This window comes from Pseudomonas sp. X4 (genome assembly GCF_040784925.1).
Classification (GTDB): domain Bacteria; phylum Pseudomonadota; class Gammaproteobacteria; order Pseudomonadales; family Pseudomonadaceae; genus Aquipseudomonas; species Aquipseudomonas putida_Z.
Genome location: NZ_CP160798.1, coordinates 2,670,475 through 2,694,062, shown reverse-complemented (window position 1 = coordinate 2,694,062; position 23,588 = coordinate 2,670,475). Strand labels below are relative to the sequence as shown.

The following is a 23,588-nucleotide window of genomic DNA, read 5'->3' as shown; positions in this document are numbered from 1 at the left end:
AATTGCGGCAGACTTTTCTGGCGCCTTTACGTGATGATTGCAAAACCCACGCCCCCACGCCGTCCCCGCTGGCGCAGCCTGGCCCTGTTGGCCCTGTGCCTGGCCCCGTTACTGTGGCCCCTGCATCACCTGGCCGAACGTTACTACCAGGAAGAACTGGCCTCGCAGAACCGCCAGACCCTCGACCTGTACGTCGCCAACCTGCTCGGTACCCTGCACCGCTACGAAACCTTGCCGCAGATACTCGGCGACCTGCCGGCGCTGCGCGGGGTGCTGGCCGACCCGTTCCGCCTGGAAGCGGTGACAAACGCCAACCGCCTGCTCAAGGACATCGTCCAGCAGACTGGCGCCGAGGTGATGTACCTGATGGACGTCAGCGGCAACACCCTGGCCGCCTCCAACTGGGACAAGCGCGACAGCTTCGTCGGCCGCAACTTCGCCTTCCGCCCCTACTTCAACGAAGCCATGGCCGGCCGCCTGGGGCGCTTCTTTGGCCAGGGCACCACATCGGCCAAGCGCGGTTACTTCTTCGCCGCCGCCGTGCGAGACCGTGAACGCATCGTTGGCGTACTGGTGGTCAAGGTCGACCTCGACCACACCGAAACCTTGTGGGGCCGCACCCCCGAGCAGCTGTTGCTGACCGACCACAATGGCGTGGTCATCCTGACCTCGCGGCCCGACTGGCGCTTCCGCGCGACCCGCGCGCTGACCGAAGCCGAGCGCCAGGCCATCATCGCCATCCAGCCCTACCCGACCCAGGCCCCGCAACCGCTGGTGCTAAACCAGGACGCCTGGATCAGCCAGACCCGCGACATCAAGGAAACCGGCTGGCAGGTCAGCATCCTCGCCCCGCGCATGCTGGTCGACCGTTCGGTGCAAACCGTGATGGCCATCGGCGCTGGCACCCTGCTGGTGCTGATGCTGCTGGCCGGCCTGGTGATGCAACGGCGCCGTCACTACATCGACCGCATCGACTTCGAGGCACGTGGCCGCCAGGAACTGGAAAAACGCGTGGCCGAGCGCACCGCCGACCTCGAAGGCCTGAACACCCGGCTCAAGAGCGCCGTGCTGGAGCGCGAGAACGCCCAGCAGGAGGCCGTGCGCGCCCAGGACGAACTGGTGCAGGCCGGCAAGCTGTCGGTGCTCGGCACCATGTCGGCCAGCATCAGCCACGAACTCAACCAGCCGCTGGCCGCCATCCGCAGCTACGCGGAAAACGCCGAGATCCTGCTCGACCACCAGCGTACCGAAGACGCCCGCGGCAACCTCAAGCTGATCGGCGAGCTGACCGGGCGCATGGCCTCGATCATCGCCCACCTGCGCGCCTTCGCCCGTCGTGACCGCCATGCCCCGGAGAGCGTGGCCCTGCAGCCGGCCCTGGACGATGCCCTGGCGCTGCTGGCCAAGCGCCGCCGGGCAATGGCCGTCGAGCTGATCCGCGACCTGCCGGAAGCCACCTTGTGGGTACAGGCCGGCGAGACCCGCCTGCGCCAGGTGCTTGGCAACCTGCTGGCCAATGCCCTCGACGCCCTGACCGAAAAGGCCAACCCGCGCCGCCTGTGGCTAAGTGCCGAGCAGCGCGATGACTGCGTCTACCTGTACATTCGCGACAACGGCCCCGGTTTCAGCCGCCAGGCCCTGGAGCACGCCAAGGAGCCGTTCTTCACCACCAAGACCCGCACCCAGGGCCTGGGCCTGGGCCTGGCCATCTGCGAAAGCCTGATGCGCGCCCTGGGCGGTGAACTGCTGCTGGCCAACCACCCGGAGGGTGGCGCACTGCTGACCCTGCAGCTGCGTGTGGCCGCGCCTGGCGCTACTTTGCCCAATTCGGAGGACCCCTCGGCATGACCACCGAGACACTGATCGACAGCCGAGCCCAGGTCATCCTGGTCGATGATGACCCGCACCTGCGCCAGGCCCTGAGCCAGACCCTGGACCTGGCCGGGCTCAAGGTGGTCGCCCTGGCCGATGCCCAGGGCCTGGCCGAACGCATCGAGGCCGACTGGCCCGGGGTGGTGGTCAGCGACATCCGCATGCCGGGCATCGATGGCCTGCAGCTGCTGGAACAACTGCACGGCCGTGACAATGAACTGCCGGTGCTGCTGATCACCGGCCACGGCGATGTACCGCTGGCGGTGCAGGCGATGCGCGCCGGCGCCTACGACTTCCTGGAAAAGCCCTTTGCCAGCGACGCCCTGCTGGACAGCGTGCGCCGCGCCCTGGCCCTGCGCCGCCTGGTGCTGGACAACCGCAGCTTGCGCCTGGCCCTGAGCGATCGCCAGCAACTGGCCACCCGCCTGGTGGGCCAGTCGCCGTCCATGCAGCGCCTGCGCGAGCAGATCGGCGCCCTGGCCGGCACCCGCGCCGATGTGCTGATCCTGGGTGAGACCGGTGCCGGCAAAGAGGTGGTGGCCCGCGCCCTGCACGACCTGTCCAGCCGCCGCGATGGGCCATTCGTGGCGATCAACGCCGGCGCACTGGCCGAGTCGGTGGTCGAAAGCGAGCTGTTCGGCCATGAACCCGGGGCGTTCACCGGCGCGCAGAAACGCCGCATCGGCAAGTTCGAGTTCGCCAACGGTGGCACGCTGTTCCTCGATGAAATCGAGAGCATGAGCCTGGATGTGCAGGTGAAACTGCTGCGCATGCTGCAGGAACGGGTGGTCGAGCGCCTGGGTGGCAACCAGCTGATCCCGCTGGACATCCGCATCATCGCCGCGACCAAGGAGGACCTGCGCCAGTCGGCCGACCAGGGGCGTTTCCGCGCCGACCTGTATTACCGCCTGAACGTGGCGCCGCTGCGTATTCCACCGCTGCGCGAACGCGGCGATGACATCCTAGTGCTGTTCCAGCACTTCGCCGACGCCGCCAGCCAGCGCCATGGCCTGCCGCCACACGCCCTGCAGCCGGCCCAGCGCGCCATGCTGCTGCGTCACGACTGGCCCGGTAACGTACGCGAGCTGCAGAACGCCGCCGAACGTTTCGCCCTTGGCCTGGAACTGGCCCTGGACGGCCAGGCGCCACCTGCGGCAATGCCTGCGGTACCGATGCCGAGCGGCAACCTCAGCGAACAGGTCGAGCAGTTCGAACGCTCGCTGATCGCTGCCGAACTGGCCCAGCCACACAGCTCCATGCGCAGCCTGGCCGAGGCGCTGGGTATCCCCCGCAAGACCCTCCACGACAAGCTGCGCAAGCATGGCTTGAGCTTCGACGGCGGTAGCGGCGGGCATGACGATCAAGAGGACAACCGTTAATGAACACCGATAGCCAGTACTTGCAGTCCGTCCTGCACGGCGACATCCCCCTGACCCGCGAAATGGGCCTGGAAGTGCTCGATTGGCAGCAGCACACCCTGCGCCTGCAATTGCCGCTCGCGGCCAACGTCAACCACAAGAGCACCATGTTCGGCGGCAGCCTGTACTGCGCCGCGGTGCTGGTGGGTTGGGGCTGGCTGCACCTGCGCCTGCGCGAGCTGGGGATCGATGACGGGCATATCGTCATCCAGGAAGGGCAGATCAGTTATCCGCTGCCGGTTACCGGAGCGGCGGTGGCGCGCTGTGCGGCGCCGGATGAAAAGACCTGGGAGCGGTTCTTGACCATGTACCAGCGCCGCGGGCGGGCACGGTTGACGCTGGAGACCACGGTGAGCAATGCCGGTGGTGACGAGCCTGCTGTTACCTTCAGCGGCCAGTACGTGCTGCACCGCTGACCGCGGGCAAGTACTGATGCCAGTCAGTTAGTGCTGTTGGGTCTGCTGCGCAGCCCATCGCCGGCAAGCCAGCTCCCACAGGTGCAGCGCCATGCTGAAGGTCTGCGCAGTACTTGTGGGAGCTGGCTTGCCGGCGATGGGCCGCAAAGCGGCCCCGGCGATATAGGCGGCGAAGCTGAAATCCTGAGCTCCAACAGAGTGTGATGATACCCGTCAGATCAGGCTCAGGAAGGCTTGGCGCCAAGCAGCATTTGCCGGCAACGCCAGGAAATGCGGGTTGAGCAACGACTCCCGCGCCGGGTACCGGAACGGCAAGCCATCCAGCCCGATTACCTCCCCACCAGCACCTTCCACCACGCCCTGCGCCGCCGCGGTATCCCACTGCGAGGTCGGTGCCAGGCGCGGATAGCAATCGGCGCTACCCTCGGCCAACAGGCAGAACTTCAGCGAACTGCCGATATTGGCCAGCTCCAGCTCACCCACCGCAGCCCCCAACCCGGCCAACAAGGCTTCCTGTTCCGGGCTGGAATGGCGACGGCTGGCAACCACGGTGAAACGCCCACCCGCCGGCGGCGCATTGCGTACCTGGATCGCCTGGGCGACCTCACCCGCGTCCGCACGCCAAGCGCCCAACCCGCGACCACCGAAGTAGCAGCGCCCGTTGGTCGGCATGGAAACCACGCCAAACACCACCTCGCCGTTTTCGACCAGGGCGATGTTGACCGTGAACTCTTCGCTGCCGGCAATGAATTCCTTGGTGCCGTCCAGCGGGTCGACCAGCCACCAGCGGCTCCAGCCCTGACGCTCGGCCAGCGGAATGTTGCAGTCCTCTTCGGACAGCACCGGGATCTGCGGCGCCAGCGCCAGCAGGCCATCGGCAATCAGCCGGTGCGCCGCCAGGTCGGCGGCAGTGACCGGCGAATCGTCGGCCTTGTTGGTCACGGCCACATCGGCGCGCCAGAACGGCAAGATCGCTTCGCCCGCCAACAGGGCCAGCTTGACCACTTCGTGCATCAATTGCAGGTCGTTCATGCTTCCAGCAGCCCCCGCTGAATCAGCAGGTCACGCGCCAGGTACAGCGCCGCCAGGGCACGCCCCTCGGTGAACTGTGGGTGCATGGCCAGGGCCGAGAGTTCGCGCAGGTTGACCTTGTCGACCCGCATCGGCTCCGGCTCGTCGCCCTCCAGGCGCTCCTCGTAGAGGTCGCTGGCCAGCACCACCTGGATCTTCTGGCTCATGTAGCCCGGCGACAGCGACAGCTCGGTCAGGTGCTCCAGCTGGCGCGCGCCAAAACCGGCCTCTTCCTTGAGCTCCCGGTCGGCTGCCGCCAGCACGTCCTCGCCCGGCTCGATCAGGCCCTTGGGCAACGACAGCTCGTATTCGTCGGTGCCGCCGCAGTATTCCTCCACCAGCACCGCGTGCTCGGCATCGAGCATGGCCACGATCATCACCGCGCCGTAGCCATTACCCCGGCCCACCAGGCGCTCGTAGGTACGCTCGTTGCCATTGCTGAAGCGCAATTGCACGGCTTCGACGCGAAACAGGCGGCTGCTGGCGACGATTTCGCGGCTGAGGACGGTGGGTTTCTGGCGCATGGGGCGGCTCCTTGGCGTGAACGGGTTACTATACCGTGGCTTGCCGACTGATCGAGAGTTTCCCATGCCTGTTCTTCCCTGGTCCGCCATCGATACCGTCCTGCTGGACATGGATGGCACCCTGCTTGACCTGCATTACGACAACCGCTTCTGGCTGGACCACCTGCCCCAGCGCTATGCCGAGCTGCACGGGGTGAGCCGGGCCATGGCGGAAATGGAGCTGCAGCCGCTGTTCGAACGCAATGCCGGCACGCTGAACTGGTATTGCCTGGACTTCTGGAGCCGCGAACTGCGGCTGCCGATCCGCGAGCTGAAACAAGAAATCGCCGACCTGATCGCCCTGCGCCCGGATGCCGATACTTTCCTTGCCGCTATCCGCGACGCGGGCAAGCGCGTGGTGATGATCACCAATGCGCACCGGGATTCGCTGTCGCTGAAGCTGGAGCGGGTGGAACTGGCGCCGTATTTCGAACGGCTGATCAGCTCGCATGACTATGGCTACCCGAAGGAAAGCCCGCAGTTCTGGGACGCATTGCAGGCGGACATCGGCTTTGAACCGGAGCGCAGCCTGTTCATCGATGACACCCTGGCAATTCTGCGCAGTGCGCGACGGTTTGGCGTGGGGCATCTGCTGGCGGTGCGCCAGCCGGATAGCCAGGCAGGGCCGCGGGATACCGAAGAGTTTGCGGCGGTCGAGGATTACCGGGAGCTATTGATCGGCCTGTGAGGCCCCTATCGCCGGCAAGCCAGCTCCCACAGATACCTCGCAGGTCCTCAGGCCTGTGGTAATCCTGTGGGAGCTGGCTTGCCGGCGATAGGGCCGGTACAGGCTGCAGAGATCAGTCAGGAATACGCAACACCTGCCCCGGATAGATCTTGTCCGGGTGCTTGAGCATCGGCTTGTTGGCCTCGAAGATCTTCTGATACTTGTTGGGGTCGCCATACACCTTCTTCGAAATGGCGCTCAACGTATCCCCCTTCTCCACCGTCACGAACCGCGCGGCCTGGGCCACCGGCCCGGTCACGGTGATCTGGTCATCGACACTGGCCACGCCAGCGACGTTGCCCGCCGCCAGGATGATCTTCTCCTTCTCCTCCTGGCTGGCCACCTCACCCTTGAGGATGATCGTGTCTCCCTCTACAGTGGCCGTGATATTCGGGTTGCCCAGGCCGACACTTTCCACGTGTTTCTTCAGCTGCTCTTCGGCATTGGCATTGCCGGGGGTCAGCAGGTCGATCAACTTCTCGCCCGCTTCCTTGACGAAACTGAACAAGCTCATAGCGCTCTCCTTGTTGACGAAACCTCGGACACAGCAGTCTAGGCCAGCTTTTCCCCTACCGCCCCAATGCGACCAATCGACGCGGTCTATCAAGGCATAGACCCTAGCGATTAGACGCCGCCGGCCCGCACGCCTAGGCTTGTGCTATCTGAAAGCTGCCGATAGCCCCGATGAAAAGTCAGCCCCGATGAACAGCAAACCTCCGGTCTGCGCGGCCTCATCGCCCTTGACCATGCCCGCCGCCAGCAACACCTACGATTACGTCCAGCTCAATGACGCCAGACGCGACAGCACGCCCCTGGCCGAAGAAGTGGCCCTGGCCATTGTTTACAACGGCCTGAACCAGGCGGTGATGCTGGTCAGCCCAACCGACCTGGAAGACTTCGCCGTCGGCTTCAGTGTCGGCAGCGGCATAGTGGAAGGCACCACGGAAATCTACGACCTGAAACTCTCCGGCAGCGGCTCGGCAATGTATGCCGACCTGGAGATTTCCAGCCGTGCGTTCTGGAATCTGAAAAACCAGCGCCGCCAGCTGGCCGGCACCAGTGGTTGCGGCCTGTGCGGGGTCGAAGCGCTGGAGCAGGCACTGCCAGAGCTGGCCAAGCTGCCTGGCGCACCCTTGCCACCGGCGCAATGGCTGGTCGGCCTGCGTGAGCGTATCGATGCCTTCCAGCCCCTCGGCCAGCACTGCGGCGCGGTGCATGCGGCACTGTTCATGGACCGCCACGGCGAACTGCTGCTCGGCCGCGAAGACATCGGCCGGCACAACGCCCTCGACAAGCTGATCGGCGCCTTGCTGCGCCAAGGCATCGACAGCCAGGGTGGCCTAGCCATCGTCACCAGCCGCTGCAGCCTGGAGCTGATCCAGAAGGTGCTGCGGGCCGGTATCCAGACCCTGGTCAGCCTGTCGGCGCCCACCGGCCTTGCCCTGCAATGGGCGCGCAAGCACAACCTCAACCTTATCCATCTGCCCAAGCACAGCGCACCGCGGGTCTACAGCCCAGCGGCGGAGTCGTAACAGTCGTGACCTCGTACCAACACCTCCCGGACAACGCCCCAGCCTCCTCCCCTCGCTACAAGCCCTACCACGGCCCCGCCGGTGGCTGGGGCGCGCTGCGCAGCGTGGCCAAGGCCTGGGTTGGCAGCGATAACGCGCTGAAGAACATTCGCGCGCTGCTCAAGACCAACCAGAACGGCGGCTTCGATTGCCCCGGCTGCGCCTGGGGCGACTCGCCGGAAAGCGGCATGGTCAAGTTCTGCGAGAACGGCGCCAAGGCAGTGAACTGGGAGGCGACCAAGCGCCGCGTCGATGCCGCCTTTTTCTCCCGCTACAGCGTCACTTCGCTACTGCAGCAGAGCGACTACTGGCTGGAGTACCAGGGGCGCCTGACCGAGCCGATGGTCTATGACGCGTCCAGCGACCGCTACCAGCCGATCAGCTGGGACGCCGCCTTCACCCTGATCGCCCGCGAGCTGAACAAGCTGGCCAGCCCTGACCAGGCCGAGTTCTACACTTCGGGGCGCGCCAGCAACGAAGCAGCGTACCTGTACCAGCTGTTCGTGCGGGCCTACGGCACCAACAACTTCCCCGACTGCTCGAACATGTGCCACGAGGCCAGCGGCGTGGCCCTGGGGCAAAGCGTCGGGGTCGGCAAGGGCACCGTCACCTTCGACGACTTCGAGCACGCCGACGCGATTTTCGTCTGGGGCCAGAACCCCGGTACCAACCACCCGCGCATGCTCGACCCGCTGCGCGATGCGGTAAAGCGCGGTGCCCAGGTGGTGTGCATCAACCCGCTCAAGGAGCGTGGCCTGGAGCGCTTCCAGCACCCGCAGAACCCGCTGGAAATGCTGACCAACAGCGACCGGCCGACCAACACCGCATTCTTCCGCCCGGCCCTGGGCGGCGACATGGCGCTGCTGCGCGGCATGGCCAAGTTCGTCCTGCAATGGGAACGCGAAGCCCAGGCCAACGGCGAACCGGCAGTCTTCGACCACGCCTTCATCGCCGAACATGGCCATGGCGTCGACGACTACCTGGAGGTAGTGGATGCCACCCCGTGGGAGCACATCCAGACCCAGTCCGGCCTGGCGCTGGCCGACATCGAACTGGCCGCGCGCATGTACTGCCGTGGCAAGCGGGTGATCATGTGCTGGGCGATGGGCATTACCCAGCACCGCCATTCGGTGCCGACCATCCAGGAAATCGTCAACCTGCAGATGCTGCGCGGCAATATCGGCGTGCCAGGCGCAGGCTTGTGCCCGGTGCGTGGTCACAGCAACGTGCAGGGTGACCGCACCATGGGCATCAACGAGCGCCCGCCGGTGGCCCTGCTGGACGCCATCGAGCAGCGCTTCGGCTTCCCTGTGCCCCGGCACAATGGCCACAACACCGTCGAGGCGATCCACGCCATGCTCGACGGCCGGTCCAAGGTGTTCATCGGCCTGGGCGGCAACTTCGCCCAGGCCACGCCGGACAGCGAGCGCACCGCCCAGGCACTGCGCAACTGCGAGCTGACCGTGCACATCAGCACCAAGCTCAACCGCAGCCACCTGGTGCACGGCAAGCAGGCACTGATCCTGCCGTGCCTGGGCCGCACTGACATCGACCTGCAGGCAGAAGGGCCACAGGCGGTAACGGTAGAGGACTCGTTCAGCATGGTCCACGCCTCCAATGGCCAGCTGAAGCCGCTTTCGACGCAGATGCGCTCGGAGCCGGCGGTCATCGCCGGTATCGCCGCCGCCACCTTGGGCAAGAAGCCCGTGGACTGGCACTGGCTGGTGGCTGACTACGACCGTATCCGCGAGCTGATCGGCGACACCATCGCCGGCTTCAGCGGCTTCAACCAGCGCCTGCGCGAGCCGGGCGGTTTCTACCTGGGCAACAGCGCTGCCAGCCGCGAATGGAATACCAGCACCGGCCGCGCCAACTTCAAGGCCAACCTGCTGCCCGACACACTGCTCGACGAGCGTGTACGCGCCAGCGGCCAGGTGCCTGACCTGATCATGCAGTCAATGCGCTCGCACGATCAGTACAACACCACCATCTACGGCCTGGACGACCGCTACCGTGGCGTGCGTGGCCAGCGCGAGGTGCTGTTCGCCAACGAAGCCGACATCATCCGCCTGGGCTTCCAGCCGGGGCAGCAGGTCGACATCGTGTCGCTGTGGGGGGATGAGCATGTGCGCCGTGTGCACGGCTTCACTCTGCTGGCCTTCGACATCCCGGCCGGGCAGGCGGCGGCGTACTACCCGGAGGTGAACCCGCTGGTGCCGCTGGAGAGCATTGGCGATGGCAGCCATACACCGACGTCGAAGTTCATTGCCATCAAGCTGGAGCGGGCGCGGGACGACGGGCGCATCCTGTAGGAACGGTGTTGGCCTCTTCGCGGGTAAACCCGCTCCCACAGAGGCAACTCAAGGACTGAGAGCGGTGGTATCCCTGTGGGAGCGGGTTTACCCGCGAAGAGGCCGGAAGCCCCTGCGCAAAAATAAAAAAGCCCTGTTCCATAGCGGTTCAGGGCTTCGTCATAAAGGTCTCAGACAGCGAAAAAACGATAAAGTTTCACAGTAAATACAGTAAGTTAGAGAATTGTGTACAACTCGTGTTACTCGTCGGATTTCCGTTGCCAGGCGTGCCTGCAAGGCTCAAAAATCGCCTCGTCATCCTTATGAGGCTCTCTTGATGAAGAAGTACTCCTCGATACTGTTGTTGTCTTTCAGCTTGCTCAGCGGCGTTGCCATGGCAGGCGGCACCACCGAGGCCGGCATTGGCGGCGCATTGGGTGGGGTACTGGGCTCCGTGGTGGGCAACTCCATCGGTGGTAGCACCGGCGGCGCCATTGGTGCCGGTCTGGGCGGCGCGGCTGGCGGTGCCTTGGGTGCCGACAAGCGTCAACGTGGGGAAGCCGCTATCGGCGGCGCGCTGGGCGCAGCAGGCGGTAACGTGGTCGGCCGCTCCGTGGGCGGCACTACCGGTAGCTACATTGGCGCAGCAGCCGGCGGTGGTGCCGGTGGCGCACTGGGTAACTACATGGGTAAAGAGGCCGACAGAGACGATTACCACGAAGGCCGCCGCTACCGTCGTGGTTATGACGACGACCGCCGCCACTGGGACCGTGGCCACCACTACGGCCATCGCAAGCACAAGCGCCACTGGCGCGACTAACGCCTGAGGGCCTTGCCCCGGCAACAAAAGCCCCGCCCCTGCCAGCGGGGCTTTTTTATGCCTGCTGTTCCAGCAGCAAACCAGACAGGATCACCTGCAGCGCTTCTGGCAATGCCACTGGCCGGCCACTGGCGCGTTCGATGAACACCTGCACCACCGTGCCTGCCGCACACGCCTCCGGCTCGCCTGGGCGGAACAGGGCCAGGCGGTACTCCACCGTACTGCCCGCCAGGCGTGCCACCCCCAGCCCCACTTCCAGCACGTCCGGGAAGCCTGGCAGCGCGTAGAAATCCGCCGCCGAACTGACCACGAAGGCCGCCAGCTCGCCGTCACGCAGGTCCAGGTCGGCCTGTTCGACGAGGAACGCCTGGATGGCGGTTTCGAAGAAGCCATGCACGGTGGCACCGGCGATGTGGCCGTTCAGGTCATTGTCCTGGGGGCGGGTGAGGATGGGGTGGAAGTGGGAGAAGGCAGTGCGCTGAGGGGATTCGGTCATCTGGCTGGCTCTTGTCTTCGCAATGGATGCTGACAGTGAAACAGAAAAACCGGATTTCCGCTGCTTGTGCCGGCCTCTTCGCGGCTAAAGCCGCTTGTGTCTTGATGAGGGATTAAAATCTGGAGTGAGAGCGGTGAATGACAAGCTGAATGCCGCAGGTGCCATGAGCACGAGTGGGAGCACAAGCTGTCATTCACCGTTCCACTTTGGCGAGAGCCCGAACAGTTGGATGCGGCTCTGATCTCGAATCACAAGCGTGGGCCAAGCCAAAGTCCTCTCACAGTGTTGAGTTTAGGAGGGTTTGGTGATGGCGTCCTTCCTGGGTATTGATGTTTCCAGTCGATCACTCGATGCGCTGGTGCGGCCACAGGGCATAAAAATCCATGTGAGCAATGATCGGGCAGGCTTCGAGGAGCTGCAGCGAAGCCTTGGCGGGCGCAGTATCAAGCGCGTTTTGCTGGAGGCCACGGGCGGCTACGAGCGAGATGTCATGCATTTCTTGCAGGATGGCGGCTACAAAGTCATACGCGTCAATCCCAAGCGAGCCCGAGCGTTCGCAGAATCCATCGGCGTCAAAGCCAAGACCGACGCCATCGATGCCGAAGTACTGGCCCACTACGCTGAGGTCATTCCAGACCAGTCCACCCTGCGGATCAGCCCGGAACGTGCGCTGTTGCGGGAATTGCTGCAGCAACGTGATCGGCTGGTTCAGCAGCGTGATGACGATCTGAGGCGCCTGAAACAGGCGCAGTCCCGCGTGGTGTCCGACTTTCTGAAAGCCAACCTCCAGCACTTCAAATCGCAGATCAAGCTGGTTGAGCAAGCGATCAGCCAGCAAGCGGAAGCCCTGAAAGATGAACGGGTTACTCAGCTGGTCCAGGTCAAAGGCATTGGGCTGGTTACGGCGGGCAAGCTGGTAACGCTTCTGCCAGAACTGGGGCGTGTCGAGTCTAGAGAAATAGCCTCATTGGTCGGGGTGGCGCCCTTCAACCACGACAGCGGAAAATTCGTGGGCAAGCGCTCTATCTCAGGCGGGCGGTTTGAGGCCAGGCGATCGTTGTACATGTCATGCCTTGTGGCGATGAAGTACAACCCAGCACTCAAGGCTCGTTATGAGGCACTGCGCGAACGAGGAAAAGTTGCCAAGGTCGCTATCGTAGCCTGTATGCGGGTATTCCTCGTACGGCTCAATGCCATGCTCAGGACTGGCGAGCCTTGGCTGGATCTGGTCTTGCCACAGCCTAAGCGGACCTAGATCAGGAAACCGACGTAATTCATATGAGAGCGGGCTTGCCCACCAAGCCAATACCGCGCTGGATGGCACGGGCTTCGCCCGTGTTCGCGGGACAAGCCCGCTCCCACAGGGATCGCGCTAGATTTTAGAAATTGAGCAAGACAGTTGCTCCCACAGGTACTGCACTGCATTCAACGTTGGTGGTGTACCTGTGGGAGCGGCTTTAGCCGCGAAGAGGCCGGTACAGGCAGTAGAAAATGAAAAGGCCGCCCGTTGGGGCGGCCTTTCGTTACAGGTAAGCTCAGCTTACAGCTGTGGGCCAGCGGCCTTGATGGCGTCGGAAACTTCGAACTTCTTGAAGTTTTCGATGAACAGCTTGGCCAGGCCTTTGGCGGCCTCGTCGTAGGCAGCCTTGTCAGCCCAGTTGGTGCGCGGGTTGAGCAGCTCGGTATCAACGCCCGGAACGGCCTTCGGCACGTCCAGGTTGATGATGTCCAGGTGCTCGGTTTCGGCACCGATCAGCGCGCCGCTCTGGATCGCAGCGATCACGGCACGGGTGGTCGGGATGCTGAAGCGCTTGCCAACGCCGTAGCCACCGCCGGTCCAGCCGGTGTTGACCAGGTAGACCTTCGAGTCGAAGCCCTTGATACGCTTGATCAGCAGCTCGGCGTACTCGCCAGCCGGGCGCGGGAAGAACGGTGCGCCGAAGCAGGTGGAGAAGGTCGACTTGATGCCGCTGCCCGATCCCATTTCGGTGGAACCGACCAGCGCGGTGTAGCCGGACAGGAAGTGGTAGGCCGCCTGCTCGTTGTTCAGGATCGAAACCGGAGGCAGAACACCAGTCAGGTCGCAGGTCAGGAAGATGACTGCGTTCGGCTCGCCGCCCAGGTTCGCTTCGGAACGCTTGGCAACGTGCTCCAGCGGGTAGGCCGCACGGCTGTTCTGGGTCAGGCTGACATCGGTGTAGTCGGCGTGCTTGTTGGCGTCGAGTACGACGTTTTCCAGCACGGCGCCATGCTTGATGGCTTTCCAGATGACCGGCTCGTTCTTCTCGGACAAGTCGATGCACTTGGCGTAGCAGCCGCCTTCGATGTTGAAGACCACGCCCTCGCCCCAGCCGTGCTCGTCGTCACCGATCAGGTAACGGCTTTCGTCGGCCGACAGGGTGGTCTTGCCGGTGCCGGACAGGCCGAAGAACAGGGTCACATCGCCTTGTTCGCCGATGTTTGCCGCGCAGTGCATTGGCAGCACGTCGGCAGCCGGCAGCAGGAAGTTCTGCACCGAGAACATGGCTTTCTTCATTTCGCCGGCGTAGCGCATGCCAGCGATCAACACCTTCTTCTGGGCGAAGTTGATGATCACGCAACCATCGGAGTTGGTGCCGTCACGCTCAGGCTCGCACACGAAGTTGGCGACGTTGAGGACCTGCCACTCGCCACGGCCTGCCGGGTTGTACTGCTCCGGGTTGATGAACAGGCAACGGCCGAACAGGTTCTGCCAGGCAGTCTGGGTGGTCATCTTCACCGGCAGGTAGTGCTCGGCGGCAGCCCCTACGTGAACGTAGGAAACGAAGTGATCCTGGGCGTTGTTGAACGCCTCGACGCGGTCCCACAGGGCATCGAACTTGTCGGCCGGGAACTTGCGGTTGATCGGGCCCCAGGAAATGGCGTCCTGGGTGGAAGGCTCTTCGACGATGAAACGGTCAGCCGGCGAACGGCCAGTACGGTGACCGGTCTCCACGACCAGTGCGCCAGTATCGGCTAGTACGCCTTCACCGCGTTGCAGCGCTTCTTTTACCAGCTCATCGACGCTCAGGTCGGTGTACACGGTGTTGTTGGCTTGCGTCATGAGATACCCCATCCGGCCCGAGGCCGAGTGCTCCAAACGTTTTGTAGTTGTCTTGAAAAAACTACTACAGCGAAAAAAGTGGCCGGATTATGCCAGAAACGCCCAAAAAAAGTAGGCCCCTCCTGTCAGAACTGCGCTTTTGCGCAATTCGACAGGAGATTGTCCTGTAGTTAAACGTTTCAGTGACGAGTTTCTGAGGCTACGTCAGTGCCGCCACCGGCAAACAGTTGCGCCACATCGCTGGCGTCGAAGAAATAGCGCTCGTTGCAGAACTGGCAATCGATCTCCACCTGCCCGCCGCATTCTTCCACCAGCGCCTTGGCATCGTGCTCGCCCAAACTGACCAGCGCATTGCCGGAACGTTCGCGAGAGCAGCTGCAATTGAAGCGCAGCGGCTGGATATCGAACAGGCGCACGGCATCTTCGTGGTACAGGCGGTGCAGCAGGGTTTCGTTGTCCAGCGCCCACTCATCAGCCTTGAGCGTGGTGGCCAATGCCACAACGTGCTGCCAGCTTTCTTCACGCTCTTCATCGTCCGGCTGGCGATCGCGCGGCAGTTGCTGCAGCAGCAGGCCACGGGCCTTGCCGCCTTCGGCGTTGAGCCAGAAGCGCGTGTTGAGCTGTTGCGACTGGACGAAGTAGTTGGTGAAGCACTCCGACAGGGTGGCGCCGTCGAGGTCGACAGTGCCCTGGTAGCGCTGGCCCTTGACCGGATCGATGGTCAGGGTCAGGTGGCCGTCGGGCATCAGCTGCGACAGGGTCGCATCCGCCGGGATCTGGTCCGCTTCGTAGCGGGCCATGCCACGGATGTCCCGGTCACCGGAACATTCGACCATCAACAGCGGGATCGGCCCTGCGGAACGCGCCTGCAGAATCAGCAGGCCGTCGAACTTCAGCGCCCCCACCAGCAAGGCGGTGGCGGCCATCAGCTCGCCCAGCAGTGCCTGCACCGGCTGCGGGTACTCATGACGCGCCAACACCGCGGCGTAGCTGTCATCGAGAGACACCCACTCGCCGCGCACATCGCGCTCGTCGAAGATGAAACGTTGGGTGAAATCGGTATCAGGCAAGTCGCTCATAGGTTTTGGCTATCTGAAAATGATGACAAAATGGTTACAAGGGTTGTCGAAAAACATCCGAGAACCCCGTGACAGAGCGCTCACAAGGCGCTCCGATTCCTGTTTGCAATAGAGGTATTTTATGGATAATCGACCACTGTTCCAAGCAAGGTGGTCCTGGGGGCCATTGGCAGCCTGTACGCTGCTTCCTATCGCTCTACTGTGTTTCTGGTTATGGCCCATTGGCCAGATCTTGTGCCTGACTTTCGACGAGTGGCTGTTCCACAGCCTGAATGCGCCGCTGGCCGACAACACCACCTGGCGCTACATCTGGACCGTCGGTAGCCTGCGCCCATTCGACATCGTCGTCGGCCTGATCCTTCTGGCAGTGCTTATCCGTGGCGACTGGGTGTTCAAGGCAACCCAGGTGCGCCAGGCCTTTTTCGGCTTCCTGGTCACGCTAATCCTCTTAGTGGTGATTCGCGCGCTGTTTTCCAAGTGGGTGGATGCAGCCGGCTGGCAGCACAAGAGCCCTTCGATGATGTTCGACGAGGTGGTGCACCTCAGCGACTACTATCCGAACCTGGAGGCGGCCTGGGAGCTCAAGGACCGTTCCAGCAAGAGTTTCCCGGGGGATCATGCCTCGGTGCTGCTGGTCTGGGCGCTGTTCATGAGCGTGTTCAGCCGCCGCCTGGTGCAGTATCTTGTGGTCTGGGGGCTGGCGGTGTTGTTCATGTTGCCGCGCCTGGTGGCCGGTGCCCACTGGGGGCAGGATGACTACATCGGCGGGCTGCTGATGGCAGTGCTGGCGTTGGGCTGGAGCTGCTACACGCCGCTGGCGGCCAAGGGGAGTGGAGTGCTGATGCGCTGGACGGCGCCGTTGTTTGCGATCGCGGCCAAGTTACCGTTGGTCGGGCGCTTGGCGGTGACCCGCTAGATCCTTGGGGCTACTGCGTAGCCCATCGCGACACAAGGCCGCTCCTACAGGGATTGCACAAGTTTCAGGGCTTGCGCAGTACCTGTGGGAGCTGGCTTGCCGGCGATGGGCCGCAAAGCGGCCCCGGCTATTCGAAGCTCCCATGCAACTGGTGAATCTGCCGCCGCTGCTTCTTGGTCGGCCGCCCATCGGTGGTCACGCCCATCGCCCCGGCCTTGCGCAGTTCCGCCGCCTGCTCACGCCGGCGCACGCTGTCCTCGGTCTCCTCGTACAACGTCTGCGCCTCAGGCGCCCCACGTCGCACTACCGACAGAGCCTTCACCACCACGGTGCGCTCGTCGAACCCGGTGCGCAGCACGAACTCCTCACCCACCCGCGGCTCCTTGCCCGGCTTGCAGCGCTCACCCCGGCAATGCACCTTGCCGCTCTCGATCGCCGCCTTGGCCAGCGCGCGGGTCTTGTAGAAGCGTGCCGCCCACAGCCATTTGTCCAGGCGGACCTTGTCGTCGTCTTCGGCTTTTTGTGCCATCCCGTTACCTCGAACGCTGTGTTTCATCGAACTGTACTACCGTAACGATCGGATGCAAAAAATCCCCGCCGTGCTTACAGTTCACCACCTCATCCGCAGGGTGCGTTTCGTGAAGACATTTGACCATTTGACTGTGATCGGCCTGCGCGAGTGGGTCGCCCTGCCCGACCTTGGCGTGGCCGGGCTGCGCGCCAAGATCGACACTGGCGCCAGCACCTCCAGCCTGCACGCCACCGAGGTGGAACCGTTCGAGCGCGACGGCCAGCCCTGGGTCCGCTTCACCGCACACCTGGGCTCGGTGGTGCAGTTGCGCCACCGCCGCTGCGAGGCACCGCTGGTGACCATGAAAACCATCAAGAGCTCCAACGGCCAGGCCCAGACCCGCTATGTCATCCGCACGTCACTGGCCCTGGGCGATGGTGTGTGGGAGGTGGAGTTCACCCTGGCGTGCCGCAAGAACATGCGTTATCGCCTGTTGCTGGGTTCCAAGGCTCTGATCCATGGCCAGCTGGTGGTCAACCCTGGCCTCAAATACGTACAAGACAAACCGGCCTTCCCGGCCACCCTTTCTACTGCCACAGGTGCTGCATGAAGATCGCTGTGCTGTCGCGCAATCCGCGTCTGTATTCCACCCGCCGCCTGGTCGAAGCCGGTACCCAGCGGGGCCACGAAATGGTGGTGATCGATACCCTGCGGGCCTACATGAACATTGCCAGCCACAAGCCGCAGATCCACTACCGCGGCAAGCCGCTGGAAGGCTTCGACGCAGTGATCCCGCGCATCGGTGCCTCGGTGACCTTCTATGGCTGCGCGGTGCTGCGCCAGTTCGAGATGATGGGCGTGTATCCGCTCAACGAGTCGGTAGCGATAGCCCGCTCCCGTGACAAGCTGCGCTCGCTGCAACTGCTGTCGCGGCGCGGCATCGGCCTGCCGATTACCGGCTTCGCCCACTCGCCGGACGACATCCCCGACCTGATCCAGATGGTCAACGGCGCCCCGCTGGTGATCAAGGTGCTGGAAGGCACACAGGGCATCGGCGTGGTGCTGTGCGAAACCACCAAGGCCGCCGAATCGGTGATCGAGGCGTTCATGGGGTTGAAGCAGAACATCATGGTGCAGGAATACATCAAGGAAGCGGGTGGCGCGGATATCCGCTGCTTCGTGGTCGGCGACAAGGTCATCGCGTCGATGAAGCGCCAGGCCAAGCCGGGGGAATTCCGCTCCAACCTGCACCGCGGTGGGGTGGCCAGCCTGATCAAGATCACCCCGGAAGAACGCATGACCGCCATTCGCGCGGCCAAGGTGATGGGCTTGAGTGTGGCGGGTGTGGATATCCTGCGCTCCAACCACGGGCCGCTGGTGATGGAGGTGAACTCGTCGCCGGGGCTGGAGGGGATTGAAGTGACCACCGGCAAGAACGTGGCCGCCATGATCATCGAGCATCTGGAGAAGAATGGTGGGCCTAATCAGACTCGGACCAAGGGTAAGGGCTGATTCAAGCCTGTACCGGCCCTATCGCCGGCAAGCCAGCTCCCACAGGATTACCACGACCTTCAGGCTTGTGGATTACCTGTGGGAGCTGGCTTGCCGGCGATAGGGCCGGTGCGGCCAACCAGATTCATACAGCATTACGCGGCAGCAACAGCCCCAAAGGCAACCGTACCCGCGCCTCGATCCCGCCACCAGAGCGGTTGCGCAGTTCCACATTCCCACCATGCTGCGCTGCAATCCGCTTGACGATCGCCAGCCCCAGCCCGGTGCCCTTGCCACCCCGGGCCCGGTCACCACGAATGAACGGGTTGAAGATGGTCTCCAGCTCCGACTCGTCGATCCCCGTCCCGCGGTCCAGCACGCTCAGCACCACATACGGCGCACTCTCGTCGCCCGACACATAGGCGGCCACCTCGACCCCCTTGCCGGCGTGGTGCAGGGCATTGCCGATCAGGTTGCCCAGCATGCGCTTGAGCGAAACCCGGCGCAGCGGGAACGGTGGGATCGGCTCCAGGCACAGCCGCACCCGTTCTTCCGGCTGGTTGTACGGCGCCACCACTTCGCGCACCAGGTCGGCCAGGTCGACCTCCTCAACCGGCTCGTCACGGCCATCGCGGATAAAGGCCAGGAACTGGTCGAGGATCGCGTCCATGTCCTCGATATCGCGGACCATGTCGTCACTCAGTTCGCTGTCGCTGTCCAGCAACGACAATGACAGGCGCAGGCGCGTCAGCGGTGTGCGCAGGTCGTGGGAAACCCCGGCCAGCATCAGCTCGCGCTCGCGCCCGGCTTGCTCGACATCCTCGGCCATCTGGTTGAAGGCCTTGTACACCTCGGTCATCTCGCTGGGCGTGTCGCTGATCGGCAGGCGCACGCTGCGACCCTGGCCCAACTGCCGGGCGGCGAACACCAGGCGTTTGAGCGGCTGGTTCAGCTGGCGCACGAAGATCCAGGCCGAAGCTGTGGACAACAGGCCGATGGCCAGGAACCAACCCAGCACGTTCCAGATCTTCTGCCCACGCAGCGGGTGCGGGTACAGTGGTACCTTCAACCAACCCGGGCCCAGGCTTGGCGCATTGACCCACAACGCCGGCGGCGCATGAATGCGCAGCCGTACCTCGGTGTCTTCGCCCAACTCGGCCTGCATCTGCCGTTGGTAGATTTCGCTGTAGGGCCAGTGCTGCTCACCCTCGGGCACGCCCGAGCCGGTGACCCGGATAAGGCCTGCCGCTTCGGCGATCTTGTCGCGGTTTTCTTCGTCGGCCGCCCAATAGGCGCGCAGGGTCAGCGCAACACCGTGGCTGTACTGACGGTCGACCAGCACGTCCTCGTTCATCAACAGGTAGACCAGGGTCAAGGCCTTGGAGAACAGGACGACGATCAACACCAGCCACAGGGTGCGGGCGAAGAAACTTTGCGGAAACCAGAGCGGTGTTTTCATCGACGGCGCGGCATCATTTACCGGCGTTTCCGTCCGGCACGAACACGTAGCCCACGCCCCACACGGTCTGGATATAACGCGGCTTGGACGGGTCCGGCTCGATCATGCGGCGCAGACGCGAAATCTGCACGTCGATGGAGCGTTCCAGCGCATCCCATTCGCGGCCACGCGCCAGGTTCATCAGCTTGTCGCGGGTCAGCGGCTCGCGTGCGTGCATCACCAGCGCCTTGAGCACGGCGAACTCGCCGGTGGTGAGCATGTGCACTTCGTCGCCACGCTTGAGTTCGCGGGTGGCCAGCGACAGCTCGTAGTCGCCGAAGGTGACCGACTCGTCTTCGCTACCAGGCGCACCCGGCACGCTCGGCGCCTGGCGGCGCAGCACGGCCTTGACCCGGGCCATCAGCTCGTCCGGGTTGAACGGCTTGCCCAGGTAGTCGTCGGCGCCCAGCTCCAGGCCCTTGATACGGCTGAGCTCGTCGCCCTTGGCGGTGAGCATGATGATCGGGATCTGGTTGTTCTGCTGACGCAGGCGCTTGCACGCCGACAGGCCATCCTCGCCGGGCAGCATCAGGTCGAGCACCACCAGGTTGAACACCTCACGCTGCAGCAGGCGGTCCATCTGCTCGGTGTTGGGTACCGCGCGGGCACGGTAGCCCTTGCTGGTGAAGAAACGTTCCAGCAGGCTGCTCAGCCCCGGGTCGTCGTCGACGATGAGAATCTTGTCACCTTCAGCGGTGTTTGGCGTGCCGGTCATGAATAACTCCTCTGATATCGCCGCGCATTATGGCGTAGCCATTGCTGCACGTTGCGTGAGCATTGTTAGCAGATTTTTCCCCCGGCGCCAGTTTCGGCTGGCCGGGCGCCATCACCGCAAGCCGTTTGCGATGGGTATAATGCGCGGCTTTCATCCAGCGCCGCCGGGCGAAAGGCCCACAGGCGACCCCCGTATTCACAAATGTCAGGTGGTTTACATGGACAGCATCAACAGCCGTATCGCCGAGGAACTGGGCGTACGCCCCCAGCAGGTCGAGGCGGCCGTGGGCCTGTTGGACGAAGGCTCGACCGTGCCCTTCATCGCCCGCTACCGCAAGGAAGTGACCGGTAGCCTGGACGACACCCAGCTGCGCCATCTGGAAGAGCGCCTGCGCTACCTGCGCGAACTCGACGAGCGCCGCGCCAGCATCCTGGCCAGCATCGAGGAGCAGGGCAAGCTGACCCCGGAACTGGCCCGCGAGATCAAGCTGGCCGATACCAAGACCCGCCTTGAAGACCTGTACCTGCCGTACAAGCAGAAGCGCCGCACCAAGGGCCAGATCGCCCTGGAAGCCGGCCTCGGCGAGCTGGCCGACGGCCTGTTCAACAACCCCGACCTCGCCCCGGAAAGCGAAGCCGCACGCTTCGTCAACGCCGACAAGGGCGTGGCCGACGTCAAGGCCGCGCTGGAAGGCGCCAAGTACATCCTCATGGAGCGCTTCGCCGAAGACGCCGCCCTGCTCGACAAGCTGCGCAGCTTCCTCAAGCAGGAGTCGGTGCTCAGCGCCCGCGTCGTGCCTGGCAAGGAAGAAGAAGGCGCCAAGTTCCGCGACTACTTCGCCCATGACGAACTGCTGCGCAACGCTCCGTCGCACCGCGCCCTGGCAATTTTCCGCGGGCGTAACGAAGGCGTGCTGAGCGCCTCGCTGAAAGTCGGCGAAGAACTGCCCGGCACCCTGCACCCGTGCGAACTGATGATCGGCAACCACGTCGGCATCGAGAACCGCAACCGCCCGGCCGACAAGTGGCTGGGCGAAGTGGTGCGCTGGACCTGGAAGGTCAAGCTCTACACCCACCTGGAAACCGACCTGTTCGGCGAGCTGCGCGACAACGCCGAAGGCGAGGCGATCAATGTGTTCGCCCACAACCTGCACGACCTGCTGCTGGCCGCCCCGGCCGGCCCGCGTGCCACCTTGGGCTTCGACCCGGGCCTGCGCACCGGCTGCAAGATCGCCGTGGTCGATGCCACCGGCAAGCTGCTGGACCACACCACGGTCTACCCGCACGCACCGAAGAACGACTGGGACCGCACCATTTCGATCATGGCTGCACTGTGCGCCAAGCACTCGGTGGAGCTGATTGCCATCGGCAACGGCACCGCCAGCCGCGAAAGCGACAAGCTGGTGGCGGAGCTGGTCAAGAAGTACCCGGCGCTGAAGATCACCAAGATCATGGTCTCCGAGGCCGGCGCTTCGGTGTATTCCGCATCGGAACTGGCCGCCCGCGAATTCCCGGACCTGGACGTGTCGATCCGTGGCGCCGTGTCGATTGCCCGCCGCCTGCAGGACCCGCTGGCCGAGCTGGTGAAGATCGACCCGAAATCCATCGGTGTCGGCCAGTACCAGCACGACGTGTCCCAGCTGAAACTGGCGCGCGGCCTGGACGCCGTGGTCGAGGACTGCGTGAACGCCGTGGGCGTGGACGTCAACACCGCCTCGGTGGCGCTGCTGACGCGCATCTCCGGCCTCAACGCCACCCTGGCGCAGAACATCGTCGCCCATCGCGATGCCAACGGCCCGTTCGCCACTCGTGCTGCGCTGAAAAAGGTCAGCCGCCTGGGTGAGAAAACCTTCGAACAGGCCGCCGGCTTCCTGCGCGTGATGAACGGCGACAACCCGCTGGACGCCTCCGCGGTTCACCCCGAGGCCTACCCGCTGGTGCAGCGCATTGCCGCCGACACCGACCGCGACATCCGCTCGCTGATCGGTGACAGCAGCTTCCTCAAGCGCCTGGACCCGAAGAAATTCACCGATGAAACCTTCGGCCTGCCGACCGTCACCGACATCCTGCAGGAACTGGACAAGCCAGGCCGCGACCCACGCCCCGAGTTCAAGACCGCCACCTTCCAGGACGGCGTCGAGGACCTCAAGGACCTGGAACCGGGCATGATCCTCGAAGGCGTGGTGACCAACGTCACCAACTTCGGTGCCTTCGTCGACATCGGCGTGCACCAGGACGGCCTGGTGCATATTTCGGCGCTGTCGGAGAAGTTCATCAAGGACCCACGTGAAGCGGTCAAGGCCGGCGACGTGGTCAAGGTCAAGGTCATGGAAGTGGACATCCCGCGCAAACGCGTCGGCCTGTCCATGCGCATGAGCGACACCCCGGGCGAGAAGGTAGACGGCAACCGCGGTGGTAACCGTGGCAATGGCGGCAACCGCCAGCAGCAGGCGCCGCGCCAGCGCGAAACCGCCACTGCGGCACCGGCCAACAACGCCATGGCCGCCCTGTTCGCCAACGCCAAGCAGCTGAAGAAGAAGTGATGGACGTTCCAAGCGAATACGTCGAAAGCGCCTTCAGCCAGCTCCTCGGCTGCCGCCTGCAACGCCTGGAAACAGGTGTTGCCGAGGTAGCCCTGGCGCTCGAGCCACACTTGCGCAACCGTGGCCAGAAGCTGCACGGCGGCGCGATCTTCAGCCTGGTGGATATCGCCATGGGCCTGGCCTGCTCGGCCAGCCATGGCTTCGACCAGCAAAGCGTCACCATCGAGTGCAAGATCAACTACATGCGCGCCGTCAGTGACGGCGAGGTCCTGTGCACCGCCCGTGTGCTGCACGCCGGGCGGCGCACCCTGGTGGTCGACGCCGACGTAGTTCAGGGCGACAAGCTGGTGGCGAAAGCGCAAGGAACCTTCGCGGTTCTCTAGCTCACCAAGCGGTATCTGCGGTATTTTCGGCAACAGCCGGGGGCCGCTTCGCGCCCCATCGCCGGCAAGCGGGGCTCCCACAGGTAATCCACAAGCCTGAATATCGTGGTTTACCTGTGGGAGCCC

At 64.0% G+C, this 23,588-nt stretch carries 22 protein-coding genes; 13 read left to right on the top strand and 9 right to left on the bottom strand.

Annotation, left to right across the window (positions count from 1 at the left end):
* The first annotated feature begins 33 nt into the window (after positions 1-33).
* From ABX298_RS11895 to ABX298_RS11885, 3 genes are read left to right on the top strand one after another with little or no spacing between them, the layout of a single operon-like run.
* Complete coding sequence (locus ABX298_RS11895) at positions 34-1,848, top strand: ATP-binding protein (RefSeq protein ID WP_025337341.1); 1,815 nt, start codon at positions 34-36, stop codon at positions 1,846-1,848.
* Positions 1,845-3,251: a sigma-54 dependent transcriptional regulator gene (locus ABX298_RS11890; RefSeq protein ID WP_025337340.1), complete on the top strand. Its 1,407-nt coding sequence runs from the start codon at positions 1,845-1,847 to the stop codon at positions 3,249-3,251. Before ABX298_RS11895 ends, ABX298_RS11890 begins: the two co-directional genes overlap by 4 nt.
* On the top strand, positions 3,251-3,706 hold the full coding sequence (locus ABX298_RS11885; RefSeq protein WP_025337339.1) for a YiiD C-terminal domain-containing protein: 456 nt from the start codon (positions 3,251-3,253) through the stop codon (positions 3,704-3,706). The genes ABX298_RS11890 and ABX298_RS11885 overlap by 1 nt, the downstream gene beginning before the upstream one ends.
* Positions 3,707-3,919: 213 nt before the next feature.
* Here the strand turns inward: ABX298_RS11885 and cysQ are convergent, their stop codons facing one another.
* Positions 3,920-4,738: a 3'(2'),5'-bisphosphate nucleotidase CysQ gene (gene cysQ / locus ABX298_RS11880; protein ID WP_367394418.1), complete on the bottom strand. Its 819-nt coding sequence runs from the start codon at positions 4,736-4,738 to the stop codon at positions 3,920-3,922.
* Positions 4,735-5,301, bottom strand: a complete 567-nt coding sequence (gene nudE / locus ABX298_RS11875) for an ADP compounds hydrolase NudE (RefSeq protein WP_015268611.1) — start codon at positions 5,299-5,301, stop codon at positions 4,735-4,737. Before nudE ends, cysQ begins: the two co-directional genes overlap by 4 nt.
* A 64-nt stretch (positions 5,302-5,365) precedes the next feature.
* Between nudE and yrfG the strand changes: the two genes are divergently transcribed.
* Complete coding sequence (yrfG, locus tag ABX298_RS11870) at positions 5,366-6,028, top strand: GMP/IMP nucleotidase (RefSeq protein WP_367394417.1); 663 nt, start codon at positions 5,366-5,368, stop codon at positions 6,026-6,028.
* A 112-nt stretch (positions 6,029-6,140) separates the two neighbouring features.
* On the opposite strand, the gene lysM is transcribed toward yrfG, so the two are convergent.
* Complete coding sequence (gene lysM, locus ABX298_RS11865) at positions 6,141-6,581, bottom strand: peptidoglycan-binding protein LysM (protein ID WP_023661080.1); 441 nt, start codon at positions 6,579-6,581, stop codon at positions 6,141-6,143.
* Positions 6,582-6,768: 187 nt separating this feature from the next.
* On the opposite strand from lysM, the gene fdhD reads away from it, so the two are divergent.
* From fdhD to ABX298_RS11850, 3 genes are all read left to right on the top strand, one after another.
* A complete protein-coding gene (gene fdhD / locus ABX298_RS11860; protein WP_075044326.1) occupies positions 6,769-7,599 on the top strand; it encodes a formate dehydrogenase accessory sulfurtransferase FdhD in 831 nt (276 codons plus the stop codon).
* 5 nt (positions 7,600-7,604) lie between these two features.
* Positions 7,605-9,950, top strand: a complete 2,346-nt coding sequence (locus ABX298_RS11855; protein WP_367394416.1) for an FdhF/YdeP family oxidoreductase — start codon at positions 7,605-7,607, stop codon at positions 9,948-9,950.
* 316 nt (positions 9,951-10,266) lie between these two features.
* Positions 10,267-10,749 (top strand): glycine zipper domain-containing protein, encoded by a 483-nt coding sequence (locus tag ABX298_RS11850; protein WP_025337335.1) that lies wholly within the window; start codon positions 10,267-10,269, stop codon positions 10,747-10,749.
* Positions 10,750-10,804: 55 nt separating this feature from the next.
* Here the strand turns inward: ABX298_RS11850 and ABX298_RS11845 are convergent, their stop codons facing one another.
* The gene (locus ABX298_RS11845; protein ID WP_075044324.1) at positions 10,805-11,245 is read right to left on the bottom strand and encodes a thioesterase family protein; all 441 of its coding nucleotides are present in this window, start codon (positions 11,243-11,245) and stop codon (positions 10,805-10,807) included.
* Positions 11,246-11,552: 307 nt separating this feature from the next.
* Here ABX298_RS11845 and ABX298_RS11840 point away from each other — a divergent pair, with 307 nt between their 5' ends.
* Complete coding sequence (locus tag ABX298_RS11840) at positions 11,553-12,500, top strand: IS110 family transposase (RefSeq protein WP_367393531.1); 948 nt, start codon at positions 11,553-11,555, stop codon at positions 12,498-12,500.
* Between the two features lie 285 nt (positions 12,501-12,785).
* Here the strand turns inward: ABX298_RS11840 and ABX298_RS11835 are convergent, their stop codons facing one another.
* Both ABX298_RS11835 and hslO read right to left on the bottom strand, forming a co-directional pair.
* Complete coding sequence (locus ABX298_RS11835) at positions 12,786-14,327, bottom strand: phosphoenolpyruvate carboxykinase (RefSeq protein WP_025337333.1); 1,542 nt, start codon at positions 14,325-14,327, stop codon at positions 12,786-12,788.
* A 179-nt stretch (positions 14,328-14,506) separates the two neighbouring features.
* Positions 14,507-15,406 carry an Hsp33 family molecular chaperone HslO gene (hslO, locus tag ABX298_RS11830; protein WP_015268604.1) on the bottom strand — a complete coding sequence of 300 codons (900 nt, stop codon included), beginning with the start codon at positions 15,404-15,406 and terminating at the stop codon, positions 14,507-14,509.
* Between the two features lie 121 nt (positions 15,407-15,527).
* On the opposite strand from hslO, the gene ABX298_RS11825 reads away from it, so the two are divergent.
* A complete protein-coding gene (locus tag ABX298_RS11825) occupies positions 15,528-16,322 on the top strand; it encodes a phosphatase PAP2 family protein (RefSeq protein ID WP_367394415.1) in 795 nt (264 codons plus the stop codon).
* 127 nt (positions 16,323-16,449) lie between these two features.
* Here ABX298_RS11825 and ABX298_RS11820 read toward each other — a convergent pair whose 3' ends face one another.
* Positions 16,450-16,851 (bottom strand): RNA-binding S4 domain-containing protein, encoded by a 402-nt coding sequence (locus ABX298_RS11820; protein ID WP_075044321.1) that lies wholly within the window; start codon positions 16,849-16,851, stop codon positions 16,450-16,452.
* A gap of 175 nt (positions 16,852-17,026) precedes the next feature.
* Between ABX298_RS11820 and ABX298_RS11815 the strand changes: the two genes are divergently transcribed.
* Both ABX298_RS11815 and rimK read left to right on the top strand, forming a co-directional pair.
* Complete coding sequence (locus ABX298_RS11815; RefSeq protein ID WP_230491514.1) at positions 17,027-17,443, top strand: ATP-dependent zinc protease; 417 nt, start codon at positions 17,027-17,029, stop codon at positions 17,441-17,443.
* Positions 17,440-18,345, top strand: coding sequence for a 30S ribosomal protein S6--L-glutamate ligase (rimK, locus tag ABX298_RS11810; RefSeq protein ID WP_013970455.1), 906 nt, complete (start codon positions 17,440-17,442; stop codon positions 18,343-18,345). The genes ABX298_RS11815 and rimK overlap by 4 nt, the downstream gene beginning before the upstream one ends.
* 124 nt (positions 18,346-18,469) lie before the next feature.
* On the opposite strand, the gene ABX298_RS11805 is transcribed toward rimK, so the two are convergent.
* Both ABX298_RS11805 and ompR read right to left on the bottom strand, forming a co-directional pair.
* Complete coding sequence (locus ABX298_RS11805) at positions 18,470-19,783, bottom strand: ATP-binding protein (protein ID WP_013970454.1); 1,314 nt, start codon at positions 19,781-19,783, stop codon at positions 18,470-18,472.
* 13 nt (positions 19,784-19,796) lie between these two features.
* Positions 19,797-20,537: a two-component system response regulator OmpR gene (gene ompR, locus ABX298_RS11800; RefSeq protein ID WP_012270052.1), complete on the bottom strand. Its 741-nt coding sequence runs from the start codon at positions 20,535-20,537 to the stop codon at positions 19,797-19,799.
* A 217-nt stretch (positions 20,538-20,754) separates the two neighbouring features.
* Here ompR and ABX298_RS11795 point away from each other — a divergent pair, with 217 nt between their 5' ends.
* Positions 20,755-23,079 carry a Tex family protein gene (locus ABX298_RS11795; protein ID WP_025337330.1) on the top strand — a complete coding sequence of 775 codons (2,325 nt, stop codon included), beginning with the start codon at positions 20,755-20,757 and terminating at the stop codon, positions 23,077-23,079.
* Positions 23,079-23,462, top strand: a complete 384-nt coding sequence (locus ABX298_RS11790) for a PaaI family thioesterase (RefSeq protein ID WP_112251310.1) — start codon at positions 23,079-23,081, stop codon at positions 23,460-23,462. The genes ABX298_RS11795 and ABX298_RS11790 overlap by 1 nt, the downstream gene beginning before the upstream one ends.
* The last annotated feature ends 126 nt before the right edge of the window (positions 23,463-23,588 follow it).